Here is a 12,941-nt window from a genome sequence, read left to right as displayed (position 1 = left end):
CTTTTATGGAAATAATAACTGCATAAATTATTGCTAAAATACAAATGCCTACTGAACCGTATTTAATAACGTTGTATAACAAGATATTTTCCCCCTCTATTCTCTTAAATAACTACATATTTATTTAATTCGTTATTTATCTTCCATTCTCCTCTATAAAATGAAATATAAGTTAGAGAGGCGCTTGAGTATGTAAAATTCATTATAAATTCTTATTTAAGTCTCCTATTTTTAGATATTTAAATTTACCACTTGCCCAGTTTTTCAAATTAGCCAATCTTTCACCGTTATCACCATGTTCTGGATCCTCAAATGCCTGCTTGAGCTTGTCGCAAGGAAGTTCATCACAAAATCCGCAGTGTTCATATCCTTTTTCGATGCAGCATTTAGCTACCTGACATTTTCCCCAAAACATATCTCCTTTTGAAGCCTGACATCCTTTGCAATTTGTTTTTTCCTTCCATTCACAAACTCCACAGTAAGTCCCACACATTGCCATCATAATTTTTTCCATATTTTCATCTCCCATAACAAAATATTTGAAGTAGATTATATATGAATTATATAAAAACAAACATGCCAACTATATGTCATGTTCATTCATATTCCTAAATCAATTTTTTCAGGTATATAGTTTATTGCTATTTTTATCAACTGCACTTAGGCAACGAATGATTTACAAGCAGCATATGTATAGAATAATGTATCTATTGACTATAGATACATTATTTTATACAATTTACTTAATGGGTTCATTGAATCCATTCTATGAAAGGAGAGATTTTTGTGGAAAAGTATAAAAAGCTTTTTGAACCAGTAAAAATAGGATCTGTGGAAATTAAAAACAGATTTGCAATGGCTCCTATGGGACCTCTTGGACTAGCAGATTCTAACGGCGGATTTAATCAGAGAGGCATAGAATATTATACAGCTCGTGCACGAGGCGGCACTGGTTTGATTATTACAGGTGTTACTTTTGTAGATGAAGAAGTTGAACAACACGGTATGGGTAATGTTCCCTCCTCTACATATAATTCTGTTCAATTTATTCGCACAGGACGTGAAATGACAGAAAGAATACATGCATATGATTCTAAAGTCTTCCTGCAGCTTAGTGCAGGTTTTGGTAGGGTTACAATACCTACAAATTTAGGCGAATTTCCTCCTGTAGCACCATCTCCTATTCAACACAGATGGTTAGACAAAACTTGTAGAGAACTAACTATTGATGAAATCAAAAAAATAGTAAAAAAATTTGGACAAGGTGCTCTTAATGCAAAACGTGCAGGCTTTGACGGAGTGCAGATACATGCTGTCCATGAGGGATATCTTCTTGATCAATTTGCTATAGCCTTTTTCAATCACCGTACTGATGAATATGGTGGATGCTTGGAAAACAGGTTAAGATTCGCAAGAGAAGTAGTTGAAGAAATAAAGAGAACCTGTGGTAAAGATTTTCCAGTAACACTTAGGTATAGCCCTAAAAGCTTCATAAAGGATTGGCGTGAAGGAGCTTTACCTGGCGAAGAATTTGAGGAAAAAGGACGAGATATACCAGAAGGTATAGAAGCGGCAAAACTTCTTGTAAACTATGGATATGATGCTCTTGATGTAGATGTTGGGTCCTACGACTCTTGGTGGTGGAGTCACCCGCCTATGTATCAAAAAAAAGGACTATATATACCCTACGCAAAAATCGTTAAAGAGGCAGTTGGTGTTCCTGTGATTTGTGCTGGACGTATGGATAACCCTGAGTTAGCGTTAAGTGCTATTGAAGATGGTGCATGTGATATGATAAGCTTGGGACGTCCACTGCTTGCTGATGAGAATTATGTTAATAAACTTCGCAGTGGGAAAACTGCTTTTATTAGACCATGTCTTTCATGTCAGGAAGGATGTATGGGACGTATTCAAGAATTCTCGGCTCTTAATTGTGCTGTGAATCCTGCAGCATGCAGGGAAAAAGAAGCTGCGTTAATACCTCCTCTTAAAATAAAAAATGTTCTCATAGTCGGAGGTGGTGTTGCAGGCTGTGAAGCTGCACGAGTTCTAGCTCTTCGCGGACATAAGCCAACTATATACGAAAAAAGTTCAAGACTTGGAGGAAATCTTATACCTGGGGGTGCTCCTGAATTTAAAGAGGATGATCACCTGCTTATAAAATGGTATGAAGCCACACTTGATGATTTGAATGTAGAAGTAAGGTTTAACGTTGAGGTTACTGCTGATATTGTTAGAAACAGCGGTGCAGATGCTGTTATTATAGCAACTGGCTCCTCACCCAAGATATTTGATTTGGGTGACAACAGAAAAGTTTATACTGCAGAAGAAATCCTCATGAAAAAAGCTGATCCAGGAAAAGATATAGTAGTTGTCGGAGGAGGATTAGTTGGCTGTGAACTTGCTATATGGTTGGCGGAAAATAACAAGAATGTAACCATTGTAGAACTTCAGAATAAATTATTAGCATTGAACAGTCCACTCTGTCATGCAAATTCAGAGATGCTTGAAAGATTAGTACCATTTAACGGAGTAAATGTACTAACTTCATCAAAGGTTTTGAATACAACTGATAAAGGTGTTATAATTGAAAGTATTGGTGAAACTAAAGAAATAAAAGCAGACAGTATAGTTTTAGCAGTAGGCTACAATGCAGAGAAGACCCTTTATGAAGAACTAAAATATGATATAGATGATATTCACGTTATCGGTGATGCAAGGAAAGTTTCTAACATAATGTATGCAATATGGGATGCCTACGAAGTAGCTGCTAATATATAAAAAATGGTAGGAAGTGATTTCTGGTTGGCTGAAAATGCCTCCTCTAACCACTTTCTATATATCATTTCCAATTATTGTTGTAACGGGAGAAGAATAATGAATAAAATGACTAATAGAGCAAAGCAGGCAGAAACTACTAAAAAAAAGATTTATAAGTGCGGCGTAAAGCTTATGACGAAGTATGGTTTTGATAAAATCTCAGTAGAACAGATATCAAAGGCCGCTGGAGTTTCAGTAGGCACATATTACTACTATTTCAAATCAAAGTTTGATTTGTTTAAGGAAATATATAAACAAGGTGACGATTATTTCTTAAATGAGGTAAAAGGAAAACTTAAATCAAATGATTGTCAGGGACAGATAATTGAATTCTTTGATGAATATGCCAAGTTTAATATTGAAAATGGCATTGATATGGTTAAAAAATTATATACTTCAGATAATAAAATGTTTATTACGCATGGTCGTGCTATGCAGCAAATACTTCAAGAAATTATTGAAACCTTTCAAAAACAAGGCGAAATATCAGAAGAGTTAAGTTCAGCAGAGATAACTAGGATACTCTTTATAGCAGCTAGAGGAGTCATATATAATTGGTGTCTTTGTGATGGGGAGCTTAATTTATATACAGATATGAGGATAATTATATCAAAGATGTTAAATGGAATATTATAATCTAACGATAAATTTAACGGCAGTAATATTTATAATTGCTGCTGTTAAATAGTTTAAGATGTATATGTCGGGCAGAATATCCTTAAAGAGCATATAAAACTTATATTTTTGTTTTACTGGTGAAGATATATGGATATACCTAAAGTTATATTTAAAGCGCTGCTTTGCTAAATTAATTACATATAGCAGATAGGCTCTGATAATATCTTTTCTTTTTATAAGCGCCCATTTCCCGTTTTTATCTATAATTCTCTCTGATTTTTCATAATCATTTATCCATCTTTTTATGTCATAAAACATCGTAAGCCCATCATCTATATAACTCATCTTGTGTTCCTTCACATCTGTATTCAGGATAAAATCTCTGAACTTCTGATACTGCAAAGCTTAATAAATCTCTAGTGAGATAGTCTCTGCTATTTGCTGCCTTAAAATACAGCAATAGCACTCGTTTTATACTTGCTTCTCTTATCTCATCAGCAATAAAGTAATTCATATCATCATTACAAAAATTGTAATACAATATGTAATATGTATTTATTTTACTTAATATTTATAGTTTATTTAAATAATATATTTAATAGTATCGTATTTTGAAAGGTTTAATTAGAATGCTAATTAAATTTAAATTAATTTTAATTTATACATAAATAAAAAAGATTACATTCTGCGTAAAATGTAATCTTTTTTAGTCTTTATGTCCCAAACTCTTAATCTTTATATTATATTTGCTCTTCAAACTTTAGATAATACTGAAGCGTCTAAGTTTCAAAACAGTATTTTCTGTAAATTATTTTTTATATTTTTGCAGCGACTTTAAAGCCATTTTCTATTATGTCGGATTCTGTCATATCTGTATCTAAGTGCATGCAGTAAACCCTATTTCTATATTGAATAGGTATGAGCTTGCAAAGCTTTCCTATATATAAATGTCCGTTCCCTTGATAATCTAACGCGCAAGTATCCTGATATATATAGTCAATTTGACCATCAATGAATTTTTTTACTACACTGCTGTCAACACTGTTTGAATCACCGCTGTAATATATAGTTTTCCCTGATATATTCATTATAAAACCATATGATGGCATTGTTTCAGTATGTGCAGTACTCATGAATTGCAAAGTGATTTTTCCTAATGAACTATCCTCAATAATTGCATTTGCTGAACTATATAATTGGTACATCTCGTCTTTAACTCCTATGTTACTAAAAAAGCTTTTTATATGAGCCGCTTCGGGAAAATATAACTTTACTTTACTTTTTAACATGTAATATGTATAAAAAATTATATCACCAAGACTTCCTACATGGTCCGGATGTGTATGTGTAATAATTATATATATATTTTTTATTCCGTTCAGTAAATCAAGCTGTTGAACATTTTGAAAAACAGTTCCTCCGCAATCTATTAGCAGTATGCTGTTGCTATTTTTTATATATGCACTGTTATTTCCTAGTTTTGTATTAAAAGCGCTGCCCGTTCCAATGAAATTTAACATTTGCTACCTCCTTAATATTGTTATGCTTATTTGATTATATAAAACTAGTAGAAAAATTACAAATATTTTACATAATTGAATTGCTATAACTCTTATGATAGAATACAATAGACTTTATAATTTAAAAATGGCGGTGATGCAATGTTTTCTATAAAAGAAGAAAGCAAGGTAATCAAAATTTTGCTCATAGTTTGTTGCTTCTCAATGTTTATTTTAACGCTTATCTCTATTTTTTATTATGGAAACTCTACACTTATGGGTAACTTTTATAAACCTAATAATGATGATGTCAAATTTATCAGAAGTGCATGGATTCTTTGTCAAACCGGAATCTATACATACCATAAGCCTCCGAGTCCAACAGTGTTTATGATGCCTGGATTACCTTATACATTAGCTTTTTTGATGAAAATATTTAATGAATTTGGCGGGATTACTGCGCTTAGAGTGATTCAAGCAGTACTTCAAAGCTGCTCTTTATTCTTTATGTTTTTAATCGGCAGAAAATTTTTTAACAGTAAAGTTGCTATTACTGCGGTAATATTAGACACGTTCTGTATTGCAGAAATTTGGATTCCAAACCTTATTCTCACTGAATCTTTCTTTAAATTTTTTGTTATGCTATTAATTCTCTTTTCGATGGAAGCTTTGGAAAGCGGGAAATTAAAGCATTACATATTGGGAGGATTATTTTGGGGGCTTGCTGCACTTTTCAGACCGACGATTGCTATGTACCCTATTGTCATTTTGATTATGTGGTTCATAAAAAAGATAAAGTTTACAGATGGTGTGAAATACACTTTGGTCACGATTTTAGTTTTTTCTGCTGTTTTAAGTCCGTGGTGGATAAGAAATTACAAGATTTTTCACAGATTTATTCCATTTACCATGGCTACAGGCAATCCTATGCTTCAGGGAACTTACATAAACTATGATCAGAGCTCAAGAGAAACAGATGGTTTAAATTACAAACAATTTGTTTACAGCTATAAACATAATTCTGAACTGCAGCAAAACAAAGTTGAAATTGAAATTTCTAAGTATAGAATGAAAAATCTTTTTCCTAAGCATCCTTTACAATTTATATTATGGTACACCCTGGGTAAAACCTGGTGGCATTTGAATTATCCGTTCTATTGGGCTCAAATATTGGGTGTGTCATTTGTAGAAGCAGCTTTATATCATGCTATTATGTTGATACTTGCAGCAGTTGGTCTATGGAAATTTTTCAAAGACAAAAACAAAAACAAATTAGCATATATGCCCGCAGCTGTCATACTGTATTTTATTGCTGTCTATCTACCTTTTTTTACAATGGGAAGATACTTTTATCCAGCCATGCCTTACGTGCTTATGTTTTCTGCATATGCACTGCTGAACCTATGTGATAAATATGGATTAACGAAAAAGATAATTGCAACAATTAATAAAAAATGAAATGTTGTGGCACTACGGAGATTGATCCGTTCATTAAGCACTTGTAACACAAATTTTATGTAAAATTCCTAGAGACTAAATAAAGGGATGAGTGACCTCCGTTGGCTGAAAAATGCCTCCTACGGTCTCACTCATCCCTTTAACCTACTTCTTTTTATAATATATTGACTATAGAGTTTCTACTTTGCTCTATCACTTAACATATTTAAATATAATTCATAGATCCTTCTATTTTGATTTACTACTGTGTCTAATATGAGTCCGCCTACCAGTGAAAGCATTGAAAGTACTATGAAGCCTACCGCCAGTATTGCAGAAGGTACTTTGCTTATGTATCTTGTTTTAACAAATTCAATAATAACAGGTAATCCTGTGAGTAATCCCATTATAAATAAAATGAACGAGAATGTAAGGAAAAAAATAAGAGGCTTATAATCCTTAAATAAGTGAAAGATAGTTTTTAATACTTTTATTCCATCATTAAATGTGTTTAATTTCGAAAAGCTCCCAACAGGTCTGTCTCTGTATTCTATAGGGAGCTCCTTTATAAGAAATTTCTTATCCAACGCATGTATGCTCATTTCAGTTTCAATTTCAAATCCTGCACTTAGTATAGGCATAGATTTTACAAACTCTCTATTAAATGCCCTATATCCAGTCATTATGTCACAAATGTTGCTTTTGAATAACTTGTTAATCATATATCTTACCAGATTGTTACCTGCATTGTGAAAAGCTCTTTTATTTTCACATTTATAACTGCCATTAGATAATCTGTCACCTATAACCATATCGGCTTCTTTGTCTATAATTGGACGTAGAAGTTTATGTACAAATTCCGCTGGATATGTATCATCTCCATCAACCATAACATAGTAGTCAGCGTCAATATTTCTGAACATAGAACGTACAACATTACCCTTGCCTTGTCTGTACTCTTTTGTTACAATTGCCCCCGCTTCCGCAGCTATTTTATATGTATAGTCACTGGAATTATTATCATATACATATATATCAGCTTCAGGTAACTCTCTTTTAAAATCTGTTACCACTTTGCCTATTGTTATTTCTTCATTATAGCAGGGTATTAATACTGCAATTCTCATATAATTCTCCACTCCCTAAACCATACTTAGCCAAAAGTTCTTATTAATAATTGTATAATTAATAATTATATAAATATATGTGCATAAAACGTTATAATTTCGCTATTTTATTAATAAATATACATTTTAAAATACAATTATGTAAATTCTTAACCTCATAATTATAATTTATTGCCAAAAATAATTCAAATAAAAGTTGTTTTAGAATACTATAGATAGTATAATGTTTATTAAAAAATAGAAAGCGAGGTAGAAGTATGGATAAGAAACTAAGGGTGGGGGTACTTGGTGGAACAGGCTTCGTTGGGCAAAGGTTTGTTTCTATTCTAGAAAACCATCCATATTTCAAAGTTGTAGCCATTGCTGCAAGCAGCAGGTCTGCTGGAAAAACTTACGAGGAGGCTGTTGGTGATCATTGGAAGTTAACCAACGAAATGCCAGAGTCAGTTAAAAAAATAATTGTAAAAGATATATATGAAATAGATGAGATAAAAAAAGAAGTAGATTTTGTATTTTGCGCAGTAAATATGCCAAAAGATGAGATAAAAACACTGGAAGAAAAATATGCCAAAGCAGAAATACCAGTTATATCAAATAATTCTGCTAATAGAATGGTTGAAGATATACCTATGGTCATCCCAGAAATAAACAATGATCACTTTAAAATAATAGACGCTCAAAAGAAACGTCTAGGAACTAAGAGAGGCTTTATAGCCGTTAAACCAAACTGCTCTATTCAAAGCTATGTTCCTGCACTTAACGCACTTAAAAAGTTTGGTATAGAGACAGTTGTAGTTTCTACTTACCAAGCAATTTCAGGAGCAGGTAAAACTTTTAAAGATTGGCCGGAAATAATCGATAATGTTATACCTTTTATTGGCGGCGAAGAAGAAAAAAGTGAAAAAGAGCCTTTGAAAGTATGGGGTAAAATTGAAGATAATAAGATAATACCTGCCACTACTCCAGTAATAACTACTCAGTGTATAAGGGTTCCTGTGGCAGATGGTCACCTAGCTTCAGTTTTTGTAAAGTTCACTAAAAAACCTTCAAAGGAAGAAATATTAAAAGCTTGGGCTGATTATTCAGGCAGACCTCAAGAGTTAAAGCTTCCTAGTGCTCCAAAGCAATTTTTAAGGTATATGGAAGAAGAAAACAGGCCTCAAACTGGTCTTGATAGAGATTATGAAAATGGAATGGGTATTAGCATAGGAAGATTAAGAGAAGATCCTGTGTATGACTATAAATTTGTATGTCTGTCTCATAATACATTAAGAGGAGCAGCTGGCGGAGCTGTACTTACTGCTGAACTTCTTAAAGCTGAAGGATATCTTACAGCTAGAGAGTAATTTTTGATAGTATCTGATTTGGATGAACCTTTTCCTACTGGGGAGGGTTCATTGTTTTTAATTAACAATTGAAAATAAGGAATGAAGATTATCATAATACTATAGATATACGATAAAAATTCAGTACAACTGAATTTTTTCCTTCATTCCTAATTTATAATTCCTAATTGGTAATTATTATGCTTGTATAGTTATACATAAATTGATATTATATATAGGTAAACATTACAGGAATTTAACTTATACTTGTCAAAAAATCGAGTGCTGCAGCAATCTTTTGACAAGTATAAATCGACAAATAAAACTGTTTTACTATAAAAAAATATAAAAAGGAATTATAAATTTATATATATTATTTTAAGGGGGCTATTAATAATGTTTGAAGCTGCTGTAACTGCTAAGTTTGGAGGAAGTTCTCTTGCCGATGCGGGTCAGTTTGAAAAAGTAAAAAATATTGTAGAAGCTGATAGTAATAGAAGATATATAATACCTTCAGCTCCTGGTAAAAGATTTGCATCGGATTATAAGATAACGGATCTGCTCTATCTTTGTAATGCTCATGTAGAGCAAGGGATTCCTTTTAATGACGTTTTTGATATAATATCTGCGCGATATAAGGAGATAGTTGCAAGTCTTTCACTTAAATTTCCTTATATGCATGATTTAGACATAGATTTTCATTTATCTGAAGTGAAAAAGAATATTGAGGCAGGTACTTCAGCAGATTTTACAGCTAGCAGAGGTGAATATCTGAATGGAATAATATTATCAAAATTATTAGGTTATGAATTTGTGGATGCTAAAGAACTTATTCATTTCACTAAATACGGAAGCTTTGATTCTGAAGGTACTGATAAAGCTATTAAGGACAAGCTAAACGATGTTGAAAAAGCTGTGATACCGGGATTCTATGGAGCTCTTCCAAATGGAAATATAAAAACTTTTTCACGAGGCGGTTCTGATGTAACTGGAGCTATAATCGCAAGAAGTACAGGCTCTGTGATGTATGAAAACTGGACAGATGTATCTGGTTTTATGATGGCCGATCCGAGAATAGTTAATAACGTGAAGCCTATAGATGTAATTACGTACAGAGAACTTAGAGAATTATCATATATGGGTGCTACTGTACTCCATGAAGATTCTGTTTTTCCAGTAAGAGAAGCTGGAATACCAATAAATATAAAGAATACAAACGCACCTGAAGATAAGGGAACATTAATTGTTGATGAGCACAAATATGTTGTTAAAGCTTCTGCTATTACAGGTATAGCTGGGAAAAAGGATTTTACAGTAATTGCAGTAGAAAAAAATCTTATGAATGCTGAATTAGGATTTTGCAGAAAACTCCTTTCTATCCTTGAAAGCAATGGCATCCCATTTGAATGTATGCCTTCAGGTATAGACAGCGTTTCTCTTGTCATTGAAGATAAGAAAATAAATGATAAACTTGAAGATGTACTTGACGAAATAAATAGACAGTGTAAACCTGACTCTCTTGAAGTTTATCCAAACATGGCACTTATTGCAACAGTTGGACGTGGTATGTCAAGAGCGAAAGGTATTGCGGCTAAAGTATTTGCTGCATTAGCAGAACAGAAAATAAACATAAGAATGATAAATCAAGGATCTTCTGAAATAAATATTATTGTAGGTATAGAGACAGATGATTTCGAGAAAGCTATACAAGCTATATATGGTCACTTTATCGAAAGCTAATAGTTCCTATTTACATTTACACTTTTTATGCTATAATATTTCTATAATCTAACATTGTTAACACTATGAAGAGAAGAGTAGATTGTTTCTGGTTACAAGAGAGAGAGTATCGCGGCTGTAAATATTCTTTAACTGGTTACATTTGAAGACTACCTCTGAGTGACTCTAATACAGTCCGGTAAAATACCGTTAGGATTTTTATGTTCAAATATTATTTGGACCAAAAGGTTTATTTGCTATTATGTAAATAAGTAAATTTGGGTGGAACCACGGGAATGTACTCTCGTCCCTTTTCATTATTATGAAAAGAGACGAGTTTTTTTATTTGGTAATCACCTTTTGGTGAAACCAAATCATTTAATTAATATACAATGAAAGGATGAATTATATGAAATTAACATTGAAAGATGGATCAATAAAAGAATATTCATCTCCATTATCCGTATTAGATATTGCAAAAGATATTAGTGAGGGACTAGCAAGAGCTGCTTGTGCTGGACTTATAAATGGTAAAGTTGCAGATCTTAGAGACATAGTATCTGAAGATTGCGAATTTAATGTAGTTACTTTTAAGGATGAAGAAGGACAGAAAGCTTTCAGACATACTACTTCTCATATTCTATCTCAGGCTGTAAAAAGATTATACCCTAATGTGCATCTTGCTATTGGACCTGCCATCGACAACGGATTCTATTACGATTTTGATAAGGAAGATTCATTTTCTGTAGAGGAACTTGCAAAGATTGAAGAAGAGATGAAAAAGATCGTTAAGGAAGATCTTTCTATTGAAAGATTTGTTTTACCAAGAAAAGAAGCTATTGCGTTAATGGAAGAAAAAGGTGAACCTTATAAAGTTGAGCTTATTAAGGATCTTCCTGAGGATTCAGTAATCTCCTTCTACAAACAGGGTGATTTTGTAGATTTATGTGCAGGTCCTCATCTTATGAGCACAAAATATATCAAAGCTTTCAAGCTCACACAAGTTGCTGGTGCATATTGGAGAGGAAGCGAAAAGAATAAAATGCTTACCAGAATATATGGAACTTCTTTCCCAAAGAAATCAGAATTAGATGAGTATCTTGCTAAAGTTGAAGAAGCAAAAAAGAGAGACCATAACAAGCTTGGAAGAGAACTTGAGCTTTTTACAACTTCTGATCTTATAGGTCAAGGTCTTCCATTATTAATGCCTAAGGGTGCTAAAGTTGTTCAGATTCTTCAAAGATTCGTTGAGGACGAGGAAGAAAGACGAGGCTATGTACTTACAAAGACTCCTTTTATGGCAAAGAGTGATCTTTATAAAGTTTCAGGCCATTGGGATCATTACAGAGATGGCATGTTCTTGCTTGGTGACCCTGAAAATGAAGATGAGGTTATGGCTCTTAGACCAATGACTTGTCCATTCCAATTTACTGTTTACAATGCGTCACAGAAAAGCTATAGAGATCTTCCGATAAGATATGGTGAAACTTCTACTCTATTTAGAAACGAAGCTTCCGGAGAAATGCACGGACTTATAAGAGTAAGACAATTTACTATTTCTGAAGGACATCTTGTATGTACACCAGAACAGCTTGAAGATGAATTTAAAGGTGTTGTTGATCTTATAAAGTTTATGATGAAAACCCTTGGTATTCAAGACGATGTTACTTATAGATTCTCTAAGTGGGATCCAAATAATAAAGATAAATATATAGACAATCCAGAAGCTTGGGTTAAAACTGAAGTTACTATGAAAAATATTCTTGATCACTTGGAGATTGACTACACTGAAGCTGTAGGTGAAGCAGCCTTCTATGGTCCTAAGCTTGATATTCAGTCTAGAAATGTTTATGGAAAAGAAGATACTATTATTACTGTTCAAATCGACTTTATGCTTGCTGAAAGATTTGGTATGTCCTATGTAGACAAAGATGGTGAGAAGAAAAGACCATTCATAATTCATAGAACTTCATTAGGTTGTTATGAAAGAACACTAGCTATGCTTATAGAAAAATATGCAGGTGCCTTCCCTACTTGGCTTGCTCCTGTTCAGGTAAAGGTACTTCCTATATCAGAAAAATATCATGACTATACTGAAGCTGTAGTTAGAAAACTTAAGGACAGCGGCCTAAGAGTTGAAGCAGATTACAGAGCTGAAAAGATTGGCTATAAGATAAGAGAAGGAAGAATGCAAAGAGTACCTTATCTTCTTATACTCGGAGAGAAAGAAGCTGCTAACAATGAAGTTGCTGTTAGAAGCAGAAAGAATGGCGACGAGGGTTCAGTTAGTGTTGACAGCTTTATCGAGAGAATTATAGGTGAGGTTAACAACAGAACTCTTGATTAATATCAAGTATAAATACCTATGCTATAAAAAACTCAGCCTTAGCTGAGTT

11 protein-coding genes are annotated in these 12,941 nt (G+C 33.1%); 6 read left to right on the top strand and 5 right to left on the bottom strand.

Going from position 1 to position 12,941, the window contains the following annotated elements; all coding sequences use genetic code 11:
• Positions 1-202 precede the first annotated feature (202 nt).
• Entirely contained in the window at positions 203-514 is a 312-nt protein-coding gene (locus CLORY_RS09030) for a DUF3795 domain-containing protein (RefSeq protein ID WP_079423460.1), read from the bottom strand.
• A 272-nt stretch (positions 515-786) separates the two neighbouring features.
• Here CLORY_RS09030 and CLORY_RS09025 point away from each other — a divergent pair, with 272 nt between their 5' ends.
• Positions 787-2,781, top strand: a complete 1,995-nt coding sequence (locus CLORY_RS09025) for an oxidoreductase (protein ID WP_207652186.1) — start codon at positions 787-789, stop codon at positions 2,779-2,781.
• 96 nt (positions 2,782-2,877) lie between these two features.
• Positions 2,878-3,456: a TetR/AcrR family transcriptional regulator gene (locus CLORY_RS09020; RefSeq protein WP_079423456.1), complete on the top strand. Its 579-nt coding sequence runs from the start codon at positions 2,878-2,880 to the stop codon at positions 3,454-3,456.
• On the opposite strand, the gene CLORY_RS09015 is transcribed toward CLORY_RS09020, so the two are convergent.
• From CLORY_RS09015 to CLORY_RS09005, 3 genes are all read right to left on the bottom strand, one after another.
• On the bottom strand, positions 3,451-3,783 hold the full coding sequence (locus CLORY_RS09015) for a hypothetical protein (RefSeq protein WP_079423454.1): 333 nt from the start codon (positions 3,781-3,783) through the stop codon (positions 3,451-3,453). The two genes, CLORY_RS09020 and CLORY_RS09015, sit on opposite strands and share 6 nt — an antisense overlap.
• Positions 3,767-3,952 (bottom strand): hypothetical protein, encoded by a 186-nt coding sequence (locus tag CLORY_RS09010; protein WP_079423452.1) that lies wholly within the window; start codon positions 3,950-3,952, stop codon positions 3,767-3,769. The genes CLORY_RS09015 and CLORY_RS09010 overlap by 17 nt, the downstream gene beginning before the upstream one ends.
• Before the next feature lie 301 nt (positions 3,953-4,253).
• The gene (locus CLORY_RS09005) at positions 4,254-4,958 is read right to left on the bottom strand and encodes an MBL fold metallo-hydrolase (protein ID WP_079423450.1); all 705 of its coding nucleotides are present in this window, start codon (positions 4,956-4,958) and stop codon (positions 4,254-4,256) included.
• 141 nt (positions 4,959-5,099) lie between these two features.
• On the opposite strand from CLORY_RS09005, the gene CLORY_RS09000 reads away from it, so the two are divergent.
• Positions 5,100-6,395: a glycosyltransferase family 39 protein gene (locus tag CLORY_RS09000; RefSeq protein ID WP_079423448.1), complete on the top strand. Its 1,296-nt coding sequence runs from the start codon at positions 5,100-5,102 to the stop codon at positions 6,393-6,395.
• A 179-nt stretch (positions 6,396-6,574) separates the two neighbouring features.
• Here the strand turns inward: CLORY_RS09000 and CLORY_RS08995 are convergent, their stop codons facing one another.
• Entirely contained in the window at positions 6,575-7,501 is a 927-nt protein-coding gene (locus CLORY_RS08995; protein WP_079423446.1) for a glycosyltransferase family 2 protein, read from the bottom strand.
• A gap of 257 nt (positions 7,502-7,758) precedes the next feature.
• Here CLORY_RS08995 and asd point away from each other — a divergent pair, with 257 nt between their 5' ends.
• The 3 genes from asd to thrS all read left to right on the top strand — a co-directional run bounded on the left by asd (position 7,759) and on the right by thrS (position 12,892).
• Positions 7,759-8,847, top strand: a complete 1,089-nt coding sequence (gene asd, locus CLORY_RS08990) for an aspartate-semialdehyde dehydrogenase (protein WP_079423444.1) — start codon at positions 7,759-7,761, stop codon at positions 8,845-8,847.
• Positions 8,848-9,222: 375 nt separating this feature from the next.
• Positions 9,223-10,566 (top strand): aspartate kinase, encoded by a 1,344-nt coding sequence (locus CLORY_RS08985; RefSeq protein WP_079423442.1) that lies wholly within the window; start codon positions 9,223-9,225, stop codon positions 10,564-10,566.
• A gap of 388 nt (positions 10,567-10,954) precedes the next feature.
• Positions 10,955-12,892 carry a threonine--tRNA ligase gene (thrS, locus tag CLORY_RS08980; protein WP_079423440.1) on the top strand — a complete coding sequence of 646 codons (1,938 nt, stop codon included), beginning with the start codon at positions 10,955-10,957 and terminating at the stop codon, positions 12,890-12,892.
• Positions 12,893-12,941 lie beyond the last annotated feature (49 nt).

This window comes from Clostridium oryzae, from assembly GCF_002029235.1.
Classification (GTDB): domain Bacteria; phylum Bacillota; class Clostridia; order Clostridiales; family Clostridiaceae; genus Clostridium_AE; species Clostridium_AE oryzae.
Note: the sequence above shows the minus strand (reverse complement) of the source record. Positions and strands in the feature narration are given on the sequence as shown.